This window comes from Kribbella sp. NPDC026596, from assembly GCF_040638415.1.
In the GTDB taxonomy this organism is placed as follows: domain Bacteria; phylum Actinomycetota; class Actinomycetes; order Propionibacteriales; family Kribbellaceae; genus Kribbella.
Window position 1 is genome coordinate 14441 of record NZ_JBEZYF010000047.1, and the last position, 20491, is coordinate 34931.

The following is a 20491-nucleotide window of genomic DNA, read 5'->3' on the forward strand; positions in this document are numbered from 1 at the left end:
CGCATCGGGGACGAGCCCCCGGCGGACCCCGGGTGCGGCTTGGGGGACTTGTTAGGGTCGGTCGCTGATGACTACCAAGCACGCGGTGTGGTTCCGGACGGTGGCGATCGCCGAGGCGATCTCGTGGACCGGATTGCTGATCGGAATGCTGTTCAAGTACGTGCTGTCCGACAACGAGATCGGGGTGAAGATCTTCGGCCCGATCCACGGCGGCATCTTCGTCGTCTACGTGGTCACGGTGCTGATCGTGCGCGGGCCGTTGCGGTGGTCGTGGCCGGTGACGCTGGCCGCGCTGGCGGCGAGTGTTCCCCCGCTGTTCACCTGGTTCTTCGAGATCTGGGCCGTGCGGACCGGCCGGATTGACGTTGCCGGTCGGAGCGCCGTACCGTCCACACCGTCAGTCAATTCAACAGCCGCATGAACCCGTGCGGGAGAGACCTGGGCGTGACCCAGGCGCCGTAGGAGCAACTCTCCCCAAGAATCTCTCAGGCACCTTCACCGCACGGGCGAGGCATCTCTGGAAGGCAACGGCCTGACAGAGCGGGGAGGACACCAAACGGTCAACGGCGACCGGAAGGAACCTCCACACGATGGCGATCAGCGTCTTCGATCTGTTCAGCATCGGGATCGGCCCTTCGAGCTCCCACACGGTGGGCCCGATGCGCGCCGCCCGCACGTTCGCACTCGGGCTGGCCGACGCCGGTCTGCTGGCCGCGACGACGACCGTCGAGGCGCAGCTCTTCGGTTCGCTCGGTGCGACCGGGCACGGCCACGGCAGTAACAAGGCGGTCCTGCTCGGGCTCGAGGGCGAGGATCCCGAGACCGTCGTCACGCACGCTGTGGACGCGCGGGTCGAGACGATCCGCGAGCTCGGCCGGCTGCGGTTGGCCGGTACGCACGAGATCGCGTTCGACGAGAACACTGACCTGACCATGCACCGGCACAAGGCGCTGCCCTACCACCCGAACGGGATGACGTTCGTGGCGCGCGGGTCCGATGGCCAGGTGCTGCGGGAACGCACGTACTACTCGGTTGGCGGCGGGTTCGTGGTCGACGAGAACGCGGCCGCGGGCGACCGGATCGTGCCGGACACGACCCCGCTGAAGTACCCGTTCACCACTGGTGCGGAGTTGCTCGACCGGTGCCGGGAGTCGCAGCTGTCGATCAGCGAGGTGATGCTCGCGAACGAGCTGGCCTGGCGGACCGAGGAAGAGATCCGGGCCGGACTGCTGCACATCTGGCAGGTCATGCAGGACTGTGTCCGCGAGGGTTGCGAGACCGAGGGCATCCTGCCGGGTGGCTTGAAGGTGCCGCGCCGGGCGCACGCGCTGTTCACCAAGCTCAGCCAGGATCCCTGGTCGATCGATCCGCTGAAGGTGATGGACTGGGTCAATCTGTTCGCCCTCGCGGTGAACGAGCAGAACGCGTCCGGTGGCCGGATCGTCACCGCACCGACGAACGGTGCCGCCGGCATCATTCCCGCCGTACTGCACTACTACCGCCGGTTCGTGCCCGGGGCCAGTGAGGACGGGGCGGTTCGGTTCCTGCTCACCGCCGGCGCGATCGGCGTGCTCTACAAGGAGAACGCGTCGATCTCCGGTGCCGAGGTCGGCTGCCAGGGCGAGGTCGGGTCGGCCTGTTCGATGGCCGCGGCCGCGTTGTGCGAGGTGCTCGGTGGTACGCCGCTCCAGGTCGAGAACGCGGCCGAGATCGGGATGGAACACAACCTCGGCCTGACCTGCGACCCGGTCGGCGGGCTGGTGCAGATCCCGTGCATCGAGCGGAACGCGATGGCGTCGGTGAAGGCGATCAACGCGGCCCGGATGGCGATGCACGGCGACGGCGTCCACGTGGTCACCCTCGACAAGGTGATCAAGACGATGCGCGAGACCGGCGCGGACATGAAGGTCAAGTACAAGGAGACTTCCCGCGGCGGCCTCGCCGTCAACGTCATCGAGTGCTGATCACCAGGGCACGGTTCCGTGCAGGCTCAGGTACTCCGCGGTCGGACCGTCCTGGTCGATGGTCGCGAGCCTGACGATGATGTCGGCACCCTCCTCGACGGTCTGGTAGCCGCTGCGGCCGTTGAAGTCGGTCGCGGTGTAGCCGGGGTCGACGGTGTTGATCCGCAGACCGGGCAGTTGACGCGCGTACTGGACCGTCAGCATGTTGAGGGCTGCCTTCGAGGCGCCGTACGCCGGAGCCGGCACCCAGACGGGTACGGCGGCCGACTGCGCCTCGGGGTCGACGGCGGTCGCGATCGAGCCGAGTCCGCTGGAGACGTTCACGATGACCGGGTTGTCGCTGCGCGCGAGCAACGGCAGGAACCGGCGGATCATCCGGACCGGGCCGTACACGTTGAGGTCGAAAACCTGGTGGAAGTCATCGGCCGTGAGGTCGCGGGCCTCCTTGCGCGGGCCGGGGATGCCGGCGTTGTTGATCAGTACGTCGAGGCCGCCGGCCTCTGACGCGAACTGCTCGGCCGCAGCGTCGACGGACTCCTCGTCGGTGACGTCGAGAGGGAGGTAGTGCGCGCCGAGGTCGGAGGCAGCCTGCTTGCCGCGCTGCGGGTCGCGGGCGCCGATGTAGACGGTGTGTCCGGCTTCGATCAGCCGGCGGGCGGTTTCGTAGCCGAGGCCCTTGTTCGCCCCGGTGATCAGTGTCGTGGTCATGTCTTCACCTTCTCGTCGCGGCTGTCGAGCAGGTAGTACCCGCGGTGTCCTAGGGAATGGCAGTACCAGGCTGTTTTCGCCGGCGGACGGAATACTGGGGGTGTGAGCGAGCTTGGCCGGACACTGCACGCGTGGCGCGATCGGGTGACGCCGGACGCGGTCGGTCTGTCTGCCGGCGGGAAGCGGCGCGCGCCGGGGCTGCGGCGGGAGGAACTGGCGCACCTCGCCGGGCTCTCGGTCGACTACATCGTCCGCCTCGAGCAAGGCCGCTCGGACTCGCCGTCGGTGCAGGTGCTGACCGCGCTGGCCCGGGCGCTCCGGCTGTCCGATGCCGAACGCAACCATCTGTTCGTGCTCGCGGGTCAGGTGGAACCGTCACCCGGCCGGATCTCGGCGTACATCCCACCTGGTGTGCAGCGGGTGGTCGACCAACTGGAAGGCGCACCGCTCTGCGTGTGCGATGCGGCTTGGACTGTGATCACCTGGAATCCGCTCTTCGCGGCGCTGATCGGGGACCCGTCCGAGTGGCAGGGCCGGTGGCGCAACATCCTCTGGCGGCACTACGCGGCGCCGGGAGACCGCGTCGTGCAGACACCCGAGCAGCGGCAGAGCTTCCGGATCGCGATGGTGACGGACCTGCGCGCCTCCGTCACCCGCTATCCGCACGACCCGGAACTCAGGGCGCTGATCGACGACCTTCGCGCCGGGTACGACGACTTCGCCCAGCTCTGGGATCAGCCCGTCGTCGGCTTCCACCAGACCGAGCAGAAGACCATCAACCACCCGGACCTCGGCTCCCTCGTCGTGGACTGCGACGTACTGACGGTGCCCGGCAGCGATCTCCGTATGGTCGTCTACACGACCGCGCCGAACACCGAGGCGGCGGAGAAGCTTCGCCTCCTGTCAGTTATCGGGCTCCAAGCACTCACCTGATCAGCGCTGCGACGGCCTCCGGGTTCTCGACCTGCGCGTTATGACCGAGACCGGTCAGGGTAACGGCCTGGTCGTGCAGGGCGTGGAGTTCGGCGTCGGTGTTCATCGGGTCTCGCTCGCCGCGAGCGAGGATCACCTCCGCCTTGCTCTCGGCGATCAGCGTCGCCATGTCCGGTGCGCCGACGCCGAAGGTTCCTGGATCCATCGCGAGTCGCCACCGGCCGTCGACCTCCAGGAGGCCGTGATCGACGACTGCGCCCGCCGGGTCGACAAGTCCTTGCAGACCGGAGATCTTGAGGAATCGGGTCGCGGCCTCCGCGCGATCGTCGAACCAGGCGACCGGCTTCTGCGCCAAAGCGGCCGCCCGTCCCAGGTCGTCATCGGACCAGGTCACCTTGACCCCGAGTGCGACGACCCGGCTCACGTCGACGCCGTACCGTCCATTCGCCAGCTCGAGTGCGATCACGCCGCCGAGTGAATGCCCGAGTACGACGAGATCGCGCCGTACCTCCAAGGTGTCCGCCACCGCCGCGGCCATTTCACCGAAGCTGTAAAACGGGAGCGCGGGAGCCGTGCCGTGTCCGGGGAGGTCGGGGGCGAACCGCGGTTGCGGCCACGCGTCCCAGACTCGTCCGTTGGCACCGAGGCCGTGCAGCAGCACCAGAAAAGCCATGGGAGCAGGCTGACATACGAGGATCCCCAAGTGCAGAGAAGTAGGCGCGCCATCAGCTAACTCGCTGCATTCCTACGGTCGCGTAGAAGGTATCGGAGTGTCCAATAGTTGCGATCTAGCGTGGAATTTCTTCCAAGGGCTGTTTCAAGCGCTGGTTCAACCGATAATCTCCGGGACCGTGAAACCGTTCGCTGCCACGGCACCCGGCCGCCCGCCTTGGCAGGACCCGCGGCGACTTCGTCAGGTCGCCACCGGTGCCGGCGCACTGCTGCTGCTCTACCTCGTCCTCGCGTTCGTCGCCTTCCTCGGCGGACCGCGGATCGGCGCGTCGTTCCTGCCGCTCCCCGGCGGCGGCCCCGACCCGGCCAGCCCGGTCGCCGGCCTCGAACCCAGTCAGCCGACGCAGAACGTCCCGGCCATCCCGCGCGGCAGCACGCCCGCCCCCGGGACGACCCCGACCACGTCGCCGACCGCGTTGCCCACAGCAACCGTCCCCGGCGCCGGCGCCACCACCGCCCCGGTCCCGCCGGGCACCACCTCCTGGTCCACGGCCACCCCGGGCAACCCGACGACCCAGATCGTCGACCAGTTCGACCCCACCACCCCGGTCGCCACCCAAACCCCACCCACCAGCACCACCACCGCCCCCACCAGCCAGCCCACGTCAGGCCCCACCAGCAATCCCACCACCCCACCGCCCACCAGCACCACCCCAACCACCCCACCCCCCACCCCCGAAGACCCCCCACCCCCCGACCACCCATCTCTGGGCGGGCTCATCGGCTCCCTCCTGGACAAACTCGGTCTGTAGCTAGACCTGGACAGGGGTCGGCTGCCGGTGCGGCTCTCCGGGCGGCCGAGCGTTTCCCATCCGAGGGGATATCCGTTCCAGTTGTGCCTTCTCTGCTGGTGTACCAGGGGAGAAGGCACAAGATCAGGGGAGATCCCCTTGAATGGTGTCCACGGTGTGGACGCCCGAGAGCCGGCGGCAGGAGCTAGAGCTGATGCCCCGCAGATCAAGCCATAGAGTTGGGACGTGTCGAGGAAGCGCACCAGTGTGTACGTCGATCCAGAGGATCTGGCGTTGATCAAGGATGCTGCTCGTCGGCGCGGGATTCCGGCGGCAGAGCTCATCCGTGAGGGCATCCACCTGGCTGCGATGACGAACCGCGTCTGGGACGATGCGCTCGACTGGCCGACCTTCGAGGGCGCGGGTCAGTAGGCTTCGACCTCGGTGGTTTTGGCGTTGCCGCCGACGGTGGGTTCTAGGTTGATCTGCCAGCCCTGGTCGCGGCCGAAGGCCTGGTCGAACTTCTGGAACGAGCAGTCCGCGCTGAACTGGCGGCGAGTGGGATTCCAGTCCGTGCCGCTCTTGAAGTAAACGTGGTACGCGCCGCCGATCCGGCTGATGGTCGCGGTCTTGCCGGCCTGGATGTACATCATCACGTGCGGCGCTCCGGGCGGCTGCCCGTCGGTGACGACCGAGATCGCGACGTCTTCCGCCGTACCGTTGGTGATCTTCAGCCGGCCGGTGCCCGCCTCGCCGTCGCGGACCAGGATCTTGCCGCTCGAGGGGCGCCCGGCCTCCGGTTCCGGTCCGGGATCGGGCAGCGTCGCACCGAACTTGAGCTTCAGCCGCGTCAACGGCAGGATCGCGCCGCTCAGATCCGCGCGAAGCTTCCGCTGCACCTTCTGCGAGGTGTACGCGACACCACCGCAGCGCGCGTTGAGCTCGGTCTGATCGGAGTTCGACAAGGACTCGGCCGCCGCCGCGAGCCGGTCCTGCAGGACTTCGTGTACGGCGGTCAGCCGACCGCTCACCGTGAGACCGGCCAACTGGGACGACGCCGCGGTGAGGGAGTCGGCGAGCGTGGTCATCGCGTCGGTCAGGCCCTCGGCGGTCCGCACCCGCGTGAGCGCACGCAGCTGACCGGCCAGGCCCTTCTCGATCTTGGTCAGTTCCACCTGGTACGCCGTCGACCCGGTGACCCCGGCCGGTGGCACCGACGACGCCGGCGCCGGTGCGGCCGACGTACCGGTCGACACTGCCACCGGAGTCTCCTCCGGCGCGCCACTACAGCCGGCCATCCAAGCCAGCATTCCAACCACCGCGCAGAGCGCAGCACAGCGCTTCATGTACTACCCCCCAGGTCCGCCCCAAAGCCCCGTGCCGCACAGGGTACAGGGGCTAGTCCCGCACAGCAGGGCGGACGAACGGAAAGGCGAGCGTCGCGCGGATGTTCTGGCCGGTGAGCATCATCAGAACCCGGTCCACGCCGATGCCGAGGCCGCCGGTCGGAGGCATCGCGTACTCCAGCGCGGTCAGGAAGTCCTCGTCGAGGGACATCGCCTCCGGGTCGCCGGCGGCTGCCTTCAGCGACTGTTCGGTGAGGCGGCGGCGTTGCTCGACCGGGTCGACCAGTTCGGAGTACGCCGTACCGATCTCGGCTCCGAAGGCGACCAGGTCCCAGCGTTCGGCCAGGCGTGGTTCGGAGCGGTGGTTCCGGGTCAGCGGTGACGTCTCGAGCGGGAAGTCGGTGTAGAACGTCGGCACGGTGGTGTTCGGCTCGACGAGCTCGTCGTACAGCTCCAGGATCAGCTCACCGGCCGACATCTCGAAGGTCGCGTGTACGCCGTGCTCCGCGCAGAGCTCCCGGAGTCGATCGGCCGGGGTGTCCGGGTCGAGCGTCGTCCCCGTGGCCCGGCCGACCGCGTCGTGCACGGTGACGACCGGCCACTCACCGGAGATGTCGAGGTCGCCGTCCGGCCGGCGGACGATCGGCTTGCCGAACACCGCGGTCGCGGTCTCGATCAGCAGTTCGCGGGTGAGCTCGCGCATCACGTGATAGTCGGCGTACGGCTGGTAGGCCTCGACCGAGGTGAACTCCGGGTTGTGGGTCGCGTCCGCACCCTCGTTGCGGAAGTTCCGGTTGAGTTCGAAGATCTTACCGAGCCCGCCGACGCTGAGCCGCTTCAGGAACAGCTCGGGCGCGATCCGCAGAAACAGCTCGGTGTCGTAGGCGTTGATGTGGGTGGCGAACGGTCGCGCGTTCGCCCCGCCGTGCACGGCCTGCAGCATCGGAGTCTCCACCTCGATGAAGCCGCGCGACTCGAAACCGTTGCGCAGGGCCCGGACCGCGGCGCTGCGGTGCCGCATCATCCGCAGCGAGTCCGGGTTCATCACCAGGTCGATGTGCCGCTGCCGGACCCGCGCCTCCGGATCGGTGAACCCCTTCCGCTTGTCCGGCAGGGGGTGCAGACACTTCGCGGCCATCAACCACGAGGTCGCCGCGATCGACAGCTCGCCGCGCCGACTCGTCACCACCTCGCCGGTGACGCTGACATGGTCGCCGATGTCCACCAGCCGTCGCCACTGGTCGAGGGGTACGTCGCCACACGCATCGGCCGTCAGCATTACCTGCAGCTGGGCCAGCCCGTCCTGCAGTTGCGCGAACGCCAGGCCGCCGTGGTTCCGCATCCGCATCACCCGGCCGGTCACGGACACCGTCTCACCGGTGTGGTGATCGGGCGGCAGGTTGTCGTGCAGTTCGCGGACCCGCTCCAGCGTCTCCGTCCGCGGCACCCCGACCGGGTACGGATCGATGCCAGCGGCAACGAGCTCGGCGAGCTTGATCCGGCGGATCCGTTCCTGCTCGGTGAGCTTGCGATCGGGCAGCGCCGGCCGCAGCAGCTCATCCTCCAGTTGACGTACGGCGGACGCGAAGTGACCACCGTCGGCCGCCATGATCGCGTGCCGATCGGCCGTTTCGGCACTGTCCACCCGCGTCCACGGCCGAGGCGCGGGCAGGAATCCTTCCGCGGTCCCGGCCGCCAGCAGCACGTGGGCGAGCGACGCCCCGCGGGAGTAGCAGATCAGCCTCGGCGACCAACGCGGCAAGTACTTCTCGTTCGACTGGTAGAGACTCTCCAGTTGCCAGAACCGCGAGGCCGCGGTGAGCAGCGCGCTGGTCAGTCGCAGCACAGGCCCGGCGCCGACCCGCTCGGCATCGCTGAAGATCTCCCGGAACATGGCGAAGTTCAGCGAGATGCGATGCAGTCCGAGATCGCCGCAGGCGTCCACGAGTGAGGTCACCATGAACTCCATCAACCCGTTCACGGACTCCGGATCGCGCCGCATCAGGTCCAGCGAGACACCCCGGACACCCCACGGCACGAACGACAGCAGCCCACGAACGACCCCGTCCGCGTCGCGCGCGATCACCATCACGCACCGCGCGTCGGCCGGATCGCCGAGCCGCCCGAGCGCCATCGAGAACCCACGCTCGGTCCGCGCCCCACGCCATTTCTCGGCGAGATGCACATACTCCGTCAGAACCTGCGGAGACAGGTCACCGGCCCGGACGACTTCCGCGTGGTAGCCGGCTCGCTGGACCCGGGTGACCGCCTGCCGGACCGGCCGCATCGTCCGGCCCTCGAGCGTGAAGTCGGCGACGTCGATGATCGCCTCATCACCCATCGACAGCGCGCGCAGGCCGGCATCGACGTACGCGTGGGCGGCCTCCTCGCTCGCCGAGAGAACAGCCGGCGACCAGCCGTACGTACGTGCCTCGGCCAGCCAGCGTTGGATCGCGGCCGGCCAGGCGGCCGGATCACCCAGGGGATCACCACTGGCCAGGCTGACCCCGTTGACCACCCGGTAGGCGATCGCGGCGTCGTTGCCGGGGGCGAAGACGACCGCCTTGTCCCGGCGGGTGGCGAAGTACCCGAGGGAGTCCCGCTCGCCGTGCAGCAGGAGCAGGCGGCGTACCTCGAGCTCCTCGGGCTGGGTCAGGTAGCGGACCCGGCGGACCGAGCGGAGGAAGATCCAGAACGCGATCACCAGTGAGGCGGCCGAGATCGCGCCGACCGACAGCCCGATCCAGCCGTGGCCCTCGTGCCCGCCCATCTTGCTGCGGGACTGTCCGAGCGCGGCGATCACGGCCCAGCCGATCTTCTGCCGCTGACCGCTCAGCGTCCGCGGGAAGACCTGGGTCAGCGTGATGCTGACCGCGATCGAGATCAGCAGGCCGAGGACGAGCGCGCCGATCGCGAGCCGCCGGGTGCCCGGCGCGAGCCGGGCCGGGAAGGCGGCGCGGATGTTCCACAGCAGCACGATGATCGCGGCCACCACGATCACCTGGACGATGCCCCACTCGAGGTCCTGGACACTGGCCGGACCGAAGTCCCGGAGCAGTTCGGCGTCGTTGGGGTTCGCCAGCCGGACACTGGTGAACGCGATCCCCGCGATCTGCGCGAGCAGCCACAGCGCCTGGAAGACCCACAGCACCCAGAGCAGCGCCGCGCGCTTGCCCCGCAGCAGCGCGCTGCCGACGACGGCCAGGTAGACAGCGGAGAAGAACGTGTGCCCGGCCGGAATGCCGAAGAAGTCGAACGCCATGTCGACGCGTTTCACGTACGCCGGGGCGAAAACGTGCAGCGGGATCGCCACGAACGACCACACCGAGGCAACCACGACGACGCGGCCCACCCAGACCGCGGCGCGATGCTTCCACGCGGGGATCACTTCCTGCTGTTCCGGCCGCACCAAGCGATCATCCCACTTGTTCATCACGACTTCGGTCGACCTAGGTCTACCTCGACGGTATAGCTGACGCCACAGTCAATACTTTGGTTGACGTGCCAGGCTTGCCGGTGTGAGAGCCGCAGCCGTCGCCGTCCCGTATCGCCTGCTGCGCAACGTGATGATCGCCGCCGGCGTGCTCTACTGCAGCCTTCTGCTGGAGGCGGCGGCCGGATTCCCGCTGGACGTTCATCAGTCGTTTCTCAGCGAACTCGGCGCCCTGGACCAGGCCACCAGCCCGTACGCACGGGCGATGGATCTCGGTGCGGGCGCTCTGCTCTTGATCGCGGCGATCCTCGGCCGGGGCGCCGCCCGGCTGCACCGGGACCTGGCCGGCTTGCTGATCAGTGCGGCGGTTTTCGGCGCGGGCACGCTGTTCGACTCGTTCTCGCCGATGGACTGCGCTCCCTCTGTGAGCGCGGCGTGCCGGGCGGCTGAGGCCAACGGTCAGGCCGGCGCTGCGCTGGTACTGCATGAGGTCACTTCCACCGTGGCCGGTCTCGGCAGCATCGCCATCGGCATCTTCGCGGTGCTCGTCCTGCGCCGGCTCGGCTGGGGTGGTGTGTGGGACCGGGTGGTCGCCGTACTGGCTGCTGGAGTCGCGGTGACGCAGACGTGGCTCGGGATCGAGACCGGGGTCGAGGTGCTCACCGGCGACGATCTGCATGCGCCGGGCATCCTCCAGCGAGTCTCGGTGCTGCTGGTCTGCTTAATGTTGGCGACAGTGCTCCCTGGTCTCAGGCAGGCTTTCCCTCGTTGACGTCCTCCTCGCCGTGAGACGGCGGGGATTCCAGCCCATTTACGCGGAGGTAGTGAGTTGAGGTTCACGCTTCACCGCCGATGGGACTGCGTCGGCTCCACGCGCTGTCACGGCACGTCCTGCCGCGATGTTGATGGCTGCGTTCACGTCAGCGTTTGCGGTGTACCCGCAGGACCGGCACCGGAACGCGGCTTGGCTCTCGCGCGAATCCCGATCCACGGTCCCGCAGCACGAACACGTCTGCGAGGTGTAGGCGGCTCGGACTCGCTCGACGCGGCCCGCAGCCTTACTCAAGTCGCTCGACAAGCATCCCCCACCCTTGGGAGAGGATCCCCCGGTTCAGGCCGGCCTTGGCGCGCACGTTCCGCCCAGGATTCTCGACCGTACCCTTGGCGCTGCGGGTCATCTGGCGGATGCGGAGGTCTTCAACGCGGATTACGTCGAACCGGCGCGCGAGGGCGGTACTAATCTGCTCCACCCAGTCCTTGCGACGGTCCGCGGCCCGCGCCTTCAGTCTCGCGATATCGGCTTTGACCCTGGCGCGGCGGTTCGAGCCACGTTGTGCACGAGAGAACCTGCGTTGGAGGCGCAACAGCCGTCGCGCCTCCCCTGGCCGCAGTCCAGGGCACTGCATGAGCTCACCGGTCGACAAAGCGGCGGACACGGCGACCCCACGGTCCAGTCCGACAACCTCACCAGTGCCTGGACCGCGGATCGAGTCCGGGATGACGGCGAACACGATGTGCCAGCGGCCGGCGCGGTCGAGGGTGATCCGGTACGACTTCGCCTCCGGCGCTGCCCGGGAGAGACGAAACTTGACCCAACCCACTTTCGGAATCAGTACACGGGCCAATCGACGGCTGAGACGCTCCACTCGCCGAGCTTGCGGTCCGACGACCCGGAAACCCTCGTGCACACCGGCCTTGCGCCACGTCGGACGGTCATGCGTACCTGCAAAGAAGTTGGCCACTGCCTGATCGAAATCCCGCAAGGCTTGCTGCTGCACTGTCTGCGACCCGGCGCGCAACCATCCGTTGCCGGCTCGCGCCTCGGTCAACTGCCGAGCCTGCTCAATGTACCTCGGTGGGTAACTACGCCGACCCCGCGACCACATGGCCCACTGCTCAAGCGCGAGGTTCCACACGAACCGTGCGTGCCGGCACTGTCTCAGCAACGCAGATTCCTGCGCCGGTGTCGGGGTCAGACGGAAGCGGGTCATGCCCTCGACCCAATCACCCAGAACCGACAGTTCCAGCGCAAGCGCTGCGGGCCACTTGGAACTCCTCCCCACGCTGAAGGACGGGCTGACCTCCGGAGGCCTCGATGACCGTGATCTGGATCGTGCTGCCCGGCCTGGCCGAGACTCCCGAGGAGTTCGCCCGGGTCGTCGACCTGTTGCCGGGGGAGGACCTCCGCGTCATCGATCCCTGGCGTACGCCGATCACCTCCGACGTCGACGAGCTCCGGACGGCGACCGGCGTACCGGCGGAAGCGGAGATCGGTCTGGTCGGGCATTCGATCGGCGGGCTGGCGGCGTTGCGTTGGGCCCTGACCCGGCCGCTCGAGGTGACCAGGCTCGTGCTCGTCGACACCAGCCTGACCTCGGAGACCGGGTTGCGGTGGCTCTACCCGGGGACGCGTGGTGACCGGGCGGTGCGGGCGTTCCTGCGGTTCCTCGGGCGGATCGGCGGACCGCAGGTGCTCGGTCCGACGCTGCGGCGGCTGTTCGTCCGGATCGGCAGCGTGACCAATCACGACCTGTTGTCGAAGGCAACCGCCAGGGCCCGGTACGGCGCGGCGTCGTCCTGGCTGCTGTTCTGGGACGACCTGGCGAGCAGCTGGAAGCTGGCCGCCGAGGTCGCCAAACTGGTCGCCGCGCCGGTCAGTGCGGTCGCGCCGCCGGTACTGCTGGTCGCGACCGGCGGCAGCTCACGGTTCACCGCGGACCGCTGGCTCGCGGGCCAGCGACGACTGGCCGACCCGCTGCGCGGCACGGTCGAGGTGCTGCCGGACTCGGCCCACCTCGTCCACCTGGACCGACCGGACGCCATCGCCTCGGCCGTCCGGACGACTAGGTAGTGCTCGTCAGGGCGGGGGTCGGGAGCTTGCGCTGCCAGACCTCGTCGAGGGCCATCCGCATCGCACCGGTGACCACGGCGTCCTCAGCCAGGGCGGACAGCTCCAGCTTCGGGTGGTTGAGCGTCAGCAGCCGCAGCTGGTCCGAGATGGCGTCCAGCAGTACCGCACCCGCCCGGGCCACACCGCCACCGATCACCACAGCCGTCGGGTCCAGCACCAGTACGGCGGGGGCGAGAGCGCGGGCGAAGTCCCCGGCGACTCGCTGCACGACCGCCTGAGCCACCGGGTCGCGCTCTGCCGCGGCCGCGAACACATCGGCCGTGTCGAGCTGCTCTCCGCCCAGCTCGGCCAGACGGGACTGTGGGTTGTCCAGTGCGGCCTGGCGGCCGAGTGCTGCGATCGCCTCCGAGCCGACCGCGCGTTCCAGCGGGCCCCGGCTGTCCTCGGGGTTGATGACGTCGTCCGGGGCGGTGGCGATGAAGCCGATCTCACCTGCCGCTCCGGTGCCGCGGTGCAGGCGGCCGTCGATGACGATGCCGGCACCGAGCCGCTCACCCCACTGGACGGCCAGCAGCGTGCCCGTGCCGCCACGAGCGGCCGCGATGGCCAGCGCGGCCAGGTTGGCGTCGTTGTCGAGCATGACCGGGCAGTCGAGCAGCCCGCGGACATGCTTGATCAGGTCGACCGCGGACCAGCCCGGCACACTCGGGACCAGCTGGACCCGGCCGGTGTGCTCGTCCACGATGCCCGGGCTGGCGGCGACCGCGGCTGCGATGTCCTCGGCCGGCACTTCGGCCTCGGCGAGCGCCTCGGTGATCACCTCGCTGATGACCCCGAGCAGTTGCTGCGCGGTCCAGCCGGGACCGGAGCGCCGTACCAGGGCGAGCTTGCGGCCCGCGAGGTCGGAGACACCCACGGTCACTCGGTGCGGGCCGACGTCCAGGCCGAGCACCGGTGCCGCACGTCCGCGGAGTGAGACGCGGATGGCCGGGCGACCGAGTGAACGGTCGGCGGAGTCCGGGCCGTGCTGCTGCAGCCAGCCCGCGTCCAGCAGCTCGTCGACAGCCTGGGCGACGGTCGGTCTGGCCAGGCCAGTCCGTTCGACCAGTTCGGCGACGCGCAGCGGTGCGGGCGCGGACCGTCGTACCGCATCCAGGACCGCAGCCACGTTGATCCGCCGCAGCATCGTCGTACCGCCGCCGCCGACCGTTCCCTTGCTCATGTCCGACCCCTTGCCTGCCACCCGCCCAGTATAGATAGCGAGCGTTCATAAATTACGTGTGATCTTGTACCGCGCGGCGGGCGGTCGCCGATGCGTGAGTCGACAACTATCACCCTCCGGCCGCCCGATGTTCCAGCACACGCACCAGTGCCAAAAAAGGTCACTGCCACCGTCAGTCCTGGACCACCGTCCGGGCGAAACTGCTCAGCGCCTCCCGATCGGGTTGCTGCGTCTTGGTCATCAGGCTGGCCACGTGTTTCTCCACGGTCCGTGGCGAGATGTGCAGCCGGGACGCGATCGACTTGTTGCCGATCCGGTCCACGAGTAAGCGGCACACCTCGTACTCGCGGCTGGTGATACCGAGCTGCCGCAGGTTCGGGGGCACCTGCTCGATCCCACTCCGCCGCTGCGACACGGTCGCCCCGAGTTGCCGCAGCAGACTCCGGCACGCACTGGCCACAGGCTGGATGTCAGCGTTGTGGAAGTAGTCCTCGGCCTGCCGCAACCACGCCACCGGCTCACCCCACCCGTCCGCGTGCGCCGGCTCCGCCACCATCCGCAGCCCGAGGTAGCGCGCCAGGGGGTAGAGCGACGCGGTCTCCAGCGCCTCCGCCACCTTGTCGTTGGCTGCCTCCACCTGCCCGTCCCGCCCGAGCAGTACGGCGTGGGCGAACTGGACGAACTGCTTGTTCCATCGCATCCCACTGCCGGCCGTCGCAGTGACCGCCTCGAAGTGCGCCCAGCTGTTCCGGCCGGACAGTACGCCTAGTAACAGGCCCAGCCCGTTCTTGCCCGAGGTATGGAAGGTGGTCGGGTTCTGAGCGTCGTACGCGAGGGCCTGGGCCAGGTCGGAGTCGGCCAGCTCGCGGTTCTCCTCCAGGAGTGCGCAGAACGCGCGGGCCAGGCCGTAGGAGTACGGCAGCTCGTACGACGCGCGCTCGCCACCCCAGCTGGCGACTTCGGCGAGCGTCTGCTCCATGGCGGTCCGCCGGCCGCGGTGCGCCTCGAGAATCGCCTTGGTGGACAGGAAGTACGTCGCCGACCGGCCCATCCGCAGTCGCCGGGTGACCTCGAGGCACTCGTCGATGATCGCGGCGGCCTTGTCGTACTCGGCCCGCAGGATCGCCTGCTGGCCGAGGATCCCGTCGACCTCGTACACCAGCGGGATCGCGCCGATCCGCAACGCCTGTTGCCGGGCTCGCTCCAGCTCGAGGATGCTCCCGTTCGCCAGGCAGATCGTCCCGGCCTGGAAGATGTGCGAACACACCCGCTGGAACGTCATCCCGTGTTCCTCGGCGACCTGCCGGGCCCGATGGAAGTAGTCGATCGACTGATCGAGGTCGTGCTCGCGGGCTAGAATCCCCAGCAATTGCAGGGAGTCGCAGGCCACCGCGGGCAGCTTGGCGCGTTCGGCGGCCTCGGCCGCACGGGTCGCCAGCTCGGTCGCCGCCTTCAGTCGGCCGGGGCTCGAACGGGCCAGCTCGAGGTTGGCGGCGATCGCGTCGACCGGCGCGAGGTCGGCGTCACCCGCGTCGATGCCGAGCAGCGTCCGGGCGGTCGCGACCTGGGTCAGGGCGGCCGACCAGCGACCGGCCATGTGTTCGAGGTTGGCCAGCTGGACGTGGAGCGCGGCGACCTTGCGACTGTCCAGGTTGCGGTCGGCCAGCTCCTCGATCGTCGCGGCGTGGGCGGCGCTGGTCTCGAACTGTCCGGTCTCGCCCAGTGCGATCAGCAACGAACACAGCACCTCGGCCCGGCTGATGGTGTCCGGATCGCCTGCCAGCAAAGCGTTCGAGCGCTCCAGTAGATTCACCGCCGAGGCCATCGACCCTTCGTCGAAGGACCGTCGGCCGGCCATCGCGAACAGCCGTCCGGCCCGGGCCATGTCACCACCGGTCTCGGCAAGCTCCGCGACCATCGGACACCACTCACCGGGCAGACCCGGGTGCAGCTCCTCGATGGCGTCCGCGCACCGCCTCGCGAGGGTGGACCGCTCTGTCGGTGTCAGCCCAGCCAGCAAGGCGTCGGCGGTGAGGGGGTGGCGAAATGCATACCAGTCCGGCACCGGCTCGTCCGGTCCGACCAACTGCGCCGCCAGGCCGGCCCGCAGTGTGGCCAGCAGCAACCGTTCATCGGTCCCAGTGGCCTTGCGTACGACGCTCAGCGGAAAACGGTGGCCGATCACCGCGGCCAGCACGAGCAGGTCGCGTGACTGCGGTCCGAGCTGGTCGGTGCGGCTACTGATGCTCCGGACAACGGCCGCGGGCACATTCGTGTGCAGTCCGTCGACGACCTGCACATCTCCGTCGGCCTTGGACAGCTGTCCGGTCCGGCTGGCCTCCTGCAGCAATTCCTCAACGATAAAAGGGATTCCGGCGCTGTCACGCCACAGTCCGTCGACCAAAGCATCGGGCACGCCGCTGGGCGGCACCTCGAGGCAGCCCGCCGCCAGCTCGCCGACCTGGGTCCGGTCCAACGGCTGCAACTCGATCAGCTCGGCCGTGCCGCGCTGGACCGACAGCCTGGCGAGCTCGAGCGCCGCGCAGGTCTCCGAGCGCAGGGTCGCGACCAAAGCGATCGGCTGGTCATCCAGGTTGTCGAGCAGGTACTCGATCACTGCCAGTGTCTCGGGATCGGAGCCGTGCAGGTCCTCCAGGACTAGCAGGCATCCACGGTCCTTGGCGACCAACGCGAGTAGCCGCAGGACGGCCTCGCCGAGGACCACGGTCGAGGTCGCGGTGTCGTGCGCCGTACCGTCGTCCCACTCCGGGACCAGTCGGCCGAGCACTTGGCGGTAGGGGCCGAGCCCGTCCGCCGGGGGCATCTCGCCACGGCGGATGAGCGAGAGCAAAGCTTCGGTGAAAGGGCGGAACGCGACCATCGCACCGATGGCTCCGACCCGGCCGCGCAGGGTCGCCATCGCGTCGTCCAGGGCCTTGGTGGTGGCCACAGCGGCCAGCCGGCTCTTGCCGATGCCGGGTTCGCCGACGAGAAAGACCGCACCCCCTCGACCGCTTCGGGCCGCGGCCAGCAGGCGATGGAGATGATCGATCTCCTCGTCCCTGCCGACCACTGTGGGTGAACGGGTCTGCATGCTTGCCAACTCTAACGAGGGATCGTTGCCGCCGCAGCGAGTCAGCGAGGCCAGTCGGTCATTCCGGTGACCGACTGACCTCGCGGTTCAAGCGTTCGCTCGATCAGTTGACACTGATGGTCGGCCAGGTGCTGGCAACGTCGTTGCTGATGGCCGCGACCGCGAACGTGCTCATTCCCACGGTTCCGACCAGGGCCAATGCGCGAGCACCGATCTTGGTGCGCTTCGGCAACGTGATCGGGCCGAGCGGGTCGGTCGTGTCCGGGGTGGTGGACTGGACGTCGGGCTGTGCTGCGTGGTTCTGGGCGGTCATGCTCTTCCCCTGTCGCTGTGTGGGTTTCGGCGCAGTGGTGGGCGCTTCGACCCGGTGGATGGTTCGAGGAGCAGCACGGACGGAACGCGTTCGGTGAACGCCAGCCGGAGCAGGCCGTAGCCGATTCCCGCCAGACCGGTCAGCAGGCCTGGAGATGGAACCGCCCGCGGTGTCCCGCACTGTGGTCCGTACTGCTGTAGTGCTGCGAGCACCAGCCCGGCACGGCGTCGCCGTACTCCCTCAACGGCTGGATGATCGTGTTCGGTCAGCCACGCCAGTGGCTCGACCGCGCCGAGCTCGCCATGACACAGACTCAGGTCTGCGAGCACCGGACGTTCTGTTGCGGCCCTCAGGTAGGCGTCGAGGTCCGCGGGTACTCCGGCCGTCAGTCGGGCCAGTGCGGTCCCGGCGTCGCCCGAGCACCAGCCATGGCCGCTGGGCCGGTCCACCCGATCCAGATCGGCTGCCGTCCGCGCGGCATCCAGGTACTTGTCACCCGGTACGCCGTACTGGCCGAGAGACCACGCGATGCCTTGGTAGCCACGAGCGAAGCCGTAGTGCTGTGCGCCCCGGCCGTGACGTACGCCGAGTTCCACAGTGGTCACCAGTTCGTCGGCGTACCGCTGGGCCAGCCGGCTGGTGACCGGGAGACCCTCGATACCGCGCATGGCGGCGAGTCCGCCGGCCGCGCCCTCGGCGTACGTCGGGAACTCGGTGGGCTCCGGGATGAGCTGCTCGGTGAGCTCCAGGGACGCAGCCAGCCAGGTGGTGAGGTTGGAGTCGCCGAGCAGTGTGGACAGTCGGTTCAGGCCGTAGCTGATGCCACCGAGTCCATGGAAGCCAGGGCCGACCAGTTGCGCGGACTCCAGGTCCGTGGCCAGGGCCTCCAGCAACTGCGGGATCGGACGGATCGCATCGCGCGCGAGTTCGCAGTACTTCTGCGCTCCGGTGAGGACACCGACCTGTGCGAGGAAGAGCGCCGTACCGGTGTAGCCGTTGGAAAGGCCGGCACCCATTGGCCTGATGGCCCAGTGGTGGTCGTCGAGCAGTTCGAGACCGAGCCAGTTGGCCGCACCGCTGGGTTCGCTGATCACCTGCGCGACGATCTCGTCGGCGATGTCGGTCGCCGCGGCCAGCAGGCATTCGGGGTCCGCCTCGGTGGCACCGAGTCCGGGCCTGCTCGCTGCGGTGGTGTGCACGACCGGCTCCGGACGGGTGGCGAGCGATGCGGAGATCATCCACTTCTGCCGATGCTCGTCGATGTCGCCGAGGCTCTTGATCTTCGCCTCGACCGCGGCCAGACCTTCCGTGACCAGGACGTCGGGGATGCGGGTGCCGTCGGAGGACCAGACGTCACGGCTGTCCGGGCGAGCAGTGAAGAGCGGTACGTCGCCCGCCCACAGGTCGGCCAGCTCGTATGGCACCACTTGGCGCAGCGACTCGTCGGCGTCCCACAACAGGTCGAGCAATTCACTGCGACCGGCTGCGTCGCGCAGTGCGTCGGGATGCGTCGACTCGTCGAGGAGACCTGTGTAGAGACTGGTGTTCCGCGGTACGAACCTGATCTGGTCCGCGGCGCACCGGGTCACCATGCCATCCGGTCCGATCAGCTCGTCGCGATGCCAGGCGATCGCCTCGTACGCGGCCCGGAACCCTGTGAGCACAGCGTTCTCGTGGTCTCGCGGTTCGATGACGGCGCCGTCGAGCAACGGTCGGTTGGCGCCGCTCTGCGTCCGGCCGGGACGCCTGACCAGGTGCATCGAGTCCAAGCCGGCGTCGGCCCAGTCGACCACGTCCATGGGCGTGGTCTCATCCGCGTCACCGCCCAGCCCGGACATATCCGCCACGCCATGTTCGCCGCTGACCAACAGTGGCAACAGCGCAGTGCGGTAGACCGAGCTCAGGAGCGCGCGATGCGCGGGGTCGCGACTGAGCGAGCCCACCGGAGTGTGACTGGGATGGAACAGCGTCTCCACATCCACGAGGACCGGCTGATCGCCGACTGCGATCAGGTTCTCGTAGTGCATGTCAGTGCCGTCGAGCACGTACAGCAGTGCCAGGAGAGCGCCCTGCCGGTGGTAGAAGCGCCGTACGCCGGCCAGATCCTCACAGGGCCCGTGTACGACGTACTCCAGCCAGCCATAGCCCTCGCGGGTCAGCTGGTCGACCGTGCGGATGTCCAGACCGGTCTTGTCGTTCAGCCAGTGGACGAACTCGTTGAAGTGCCGGTGCAGGTCGAGCGACCGGGGTTTGTAGACGAGTCGCCGCCCGTCCGCGAAGGTGAGGGTCGCCGTGCATCGCCCACCACGGTGCGGATCGCCACCGGGCGCGATGGCGGTCAGCGCGCCGGGATCACGGCCGTCCAGCAGCCCGGTGACGAGCGACTCACGGTCCGCGGCGAGTCGTGCGAGTAGTTCGAGGTGACCCTCGACTCCCTGCCGGCACGACTCGCCCAGGACCCGGGCCAGCACCGGGTAAGCGGCCAGGAACCCCGCCAGCTCGCTCCCTCCGACGAGCCGGTGGGTGAAGTCCAGGAAACGTTCGGCCGGGGTGTCACCGGCCAGCTCACCGCGGTCCCGGGCGCGGGCGAGCTCGAGCACCAGCGTCCGCGCGGCCAGCTTCACCAGCCGCAGCCCGAGCCGCTGCAGGAACTGCTCGGTCAGGACACCGGTGTGGCCGGCGGCGGCGAGATCGCGACGGGCGGCGGCGAGCAGGGGCTCAAGGCAACGCATAAGCGCCTGCCGCCAGTCGGACCCACCCGTTGCCTCTGCCGCCCCACCTGATGTGTGGCCGCCGATGACACCGGTCCCTGCAGGGCCTCGACCGGCGGCAGGCGCGCTCGGTGGGAGGGACGTACTGCGCTCCACGTACTCGGCCCAGGCCGGTGCTGACTGGGTCAGCTCCTGCGGGCGCATGCCCGCGGACCACCAGTAGTTCCTCTGGCTGGTCCGGGTCCGCCCGGCGGTCGCTGAGTTGAGCACGCGGACAGGCTGCCATCGGCGGATGGGTCCGGGCATGGGTAAGCAGCCCCCATATTTGTGCTGGGAGCGGGTGACAACGGTGGCCGGACCCGGCCAGGCGGTGCCTGCCGCGGGGTGACGACTGGGGGTTGACCACCCCGCGGCAGCAGCTCCCGGCCGAGCGGCCTCTGGTGGAAGGCCGTC

At 68.9% G+C, this 20491-nt stretch carries 17 protein-coding genes and 1 riboswitch; of the genes, 7 read left to right on the forward strand and 10 right to left on the reverse strand.

The genetic code is table 11. The features are described from left to right. Positions 1-67 precede the first annotated feature (67 nt). Both AB0E63_RS31095 and AB0E63_RS31100 read left to right on the forward strand, forming a co-directional pair. Positions 68-421 carry a DUF3817 domain-containing protein gene (locus AB0E63_RS31095; RefSeq protein WP_360374178.1) on the forward strand — a complete coding sequence of 118 codons (354 nt, stop codon included), beginning with the start codon at positions 68-70 and terminating at the stop codon, positions 419-421. Continuing rightward, a riboswitch (glycine riboswitch) is annotated at positions 419-511 on the forward strand. (Overlaps the previous gene by 3 nt.) A gap of 79 nt (positions 512-590) precedes the next feature. After that, a complete protein-coding gene (locus AB0E63_RS31100; protein WP_360374180.1) occupies positions 591-1964 on the forward strand; it encodes an L-serine ammonia-lyase in 1374 nt (457 codons plus the stop codon). Here the strand turns inward: AB0E63_RS31100 and AB0E63_RS31105 are convergent, their stop codons facing one another. Further along, positions 1965-2672 carry an SDR family NAD(P)-dependent oxidoreductase gene (locus tag AB0E63_RS31105; protein ID WP_360374182.1) on the reverse strand — a complete coding sequence of 236 codons (708 nt, stop codon included), beginning with the start codon at positions 2670-2672 and terminating at the stop codon, positions 1965-1967. 102 nt (positions 2673-2774) lie between these two features. On the opposite strand from AB0E63_RS31105, the gene AB0E63_RS31110 reads away from it, so the two are divergent. After that, positions 2775-3605 carry a helix-turn-helix transcriptional regulator gene (locus tag AB0E63_RS31110; protein WP_360374184.1) on the forward strand — a complete coding sequence of 277 codons (831 nt, stop codon included), beginning with the start codon at positions 2775-2777 and terminating at the stop codon, positions 3603-3605. Here the strand turns inward: AB0E63_RS31110 and AB0E63_RS31115 are convergent. After that, positions 3598-4278: an alpha/beta hydrolase gene (locus tag AB0E63_RS31115; RefSeq protein ID WP_360374186.1), complete on the reverse strand. Its 681-nt coding sequence runs from the start codon at positions 4276-4278 to the stop codon at positions 3598-3600. The genes AB0E63_RS31110 and AB0E63_RS31115 overlap by 8 nt on opposite strands. Before the next feature lie 178 nt (positions 4279-4456). Here AB0E63_RS31115 and AB0E63_RS31120 point away from each other — a divergent pair, with 178 nt between their 5' ends. Together AB0E63_RS31120 and AB0E63_RS31125 are read left to right on the forward strand one after the other, a co-directional pair. Next, positions 4457-5089, forward strand: coding sequence for a hypothetical protein (locus AB0E63_RS31120; RefSeq protein ID WP_360374188.1), 633 nt, complete (start codon positions 4457-4459; stop codon positions 5087-5089). A 225-nt stretch (positions 5090-5314) separates the two neighbouring features. Continuing rightward, on the forward strand, positions 5315-5500 hold the full coding sequence (locus AB0E63_RS31125) for a ribbon-helix-helix domain-containing protein (protein ID WP_360374190.1): 186 nt from the start codon (positions 5315-5317) through the stop codon (positions 5498-5500). Here the strand turns inward: AB0E63_RS31125 and AB0E63_RS31130 are convergent. Beyond that, entirely contained in the window at positions 5494-6330 is an 837-nt protein-coding gene (locus AB0E63_RS31130; RefSeq protein WP_360374192.1) for a hypothetical protein, read from the reverse strand. The two genes, AB0E63_RS31125 and AB0E63_RS31130, sit on opposite strands and share 7 nt — an antisense overlap. Before the next feature lie 136 nt (positions 6331-6466). Next, a complete protein-coding gene (lysX, locus tag AB0E63_RS31135; protein ID WP_360374194.1) occupies positions 6467-9847 on the reverse strand; it encodes a bifunctional lysylphosphatidylglycerol synthetase/lysine--tRNA ligase LysX in 3381 nt (1126 codons plus the stop codon). Between the two features lie 85 nt (positions 9848-9932). Here lysX and AB0E63_RS31140 point away from each other — a divergent pair, with 85 nt between their 5' ends. Then, complete coding sequence (locus AB0E63_RS31140; RefSeq protein WP_360374196.1) at positions 9933-10619, forward strand: DUF998 domain-containing protein; 687 nt, start codon at positions 9933-9935, stop codon at positions 10617-10619. A 39-nt stretch (positions 10620-10658) separates the two neighbouring features. Here AB0E63_RS31140 and AB0E63_RS31145 read toward each other — a convergent pair whose 3' ends face one another. Beyond that, the gene (locus tag AB0E63_RS31145; RefSeq protein WP_360374198.1) at positions 10659-10925 is read right to left on the reverse strand and encodes a zinc ribbon domain-containing protein; all 267 of its coding nucleotides are present in this window, start codon (positions 10923-10925) and stop codon (positions 10659-10661) included. Continuing rightward, complete coding sequence (locus AB0E63_RS31150; RefSeq protein ID WP_360374200.1) at positions 10906-11838, reverse strand: transposase; 933 nt, start codon at positions 11836-11838, stop codon at positions 10906-10908. The genes AB0E63_RS31145 and AB0E63_RS31150 overlap by 20 nt, the downstream gene beginning before the upstream one ends. 104 nt (positions 11839-11942) lie before the next feature. Here AB0E63_RS31150 and AB0E63_RS31155 point away from each other — a divergent pair, with 104 nt between their 5' ends. Then, positions 11943-12698 (forward strand): alpha/beta hydrolase, encoded by a 756-nt coding sequence (locus AB0E63_RS31155; RefSeq protein ID WP_360374202.1) that lies wholly within the window; start codon positions 11943-11945, stop codon positions 12696-12698. Here AB0E63_RS31155 and AB0E63_RS31160 read toward each other — a convergent pair. The 4 genes from AB0E63_RS31160 to AB0E63_RS31175 all read right to left on the reverse strand — a co-directional run bounded on the left by AB0E63_RS31160 (position 12691) and on the right by AB0E63_RS31175 (position 20308). After that, a complete protein-coding gene (locus AB0E63_RS31160; RefSeq protein WP_360374204.1) occupies positions 12691-13920 on the reverse strand; it encodes an ROK family transcriptional regulator in 1230 nt (409 codons plus the stop codon). The two genes, AB0E63_RS31155 and AB0E63_RS31160, sit on opposite strands and share 8 nt — an antisense overlap. Positions 13921-14092: 172 nt before the next feature. After that, the gene (locus tag AB0E63_RS31165) at positions 14093-17014 is read right to left on the reverse strand and encodes an AAA family ATPase (RefSeq protein ID WP_360374206.1); all 2922 of its coding nucleotides are present in this window, start codon (positions 17012-17014) and stop codon (positions 14093-14095) included. A gap of 103 nt (positions 17015-17117) precedes the next feature. After that, positions 17118-17327 (reverse strand): hypothetical protein, encoded by a 210-nt coding sequence (locus AB0E63_RS31170; RefSeq protein ID WP_360374208.1) that lies wholly within the window; start codon positions 17325-17327, stop codon positions 17118-17120. Continuing rightward, complete coding sequence (locus AB0E63_RS31175; RefSeq protein WP_360374210.1) at positions 17324-20308, reverse strand: type 2 lanthipeptide synthetase LanM family protein; 2985 nt, start codon at positions 20306-20308, stop codon at positions 17324-17326. The genes AB0E63_RS31170 and AB0E63_RS31175 overlap by 4 nt, the downstream gene beginning before the upstream one ends. Positions 20309-20491 lie beyond the last annotated feature (183 nt).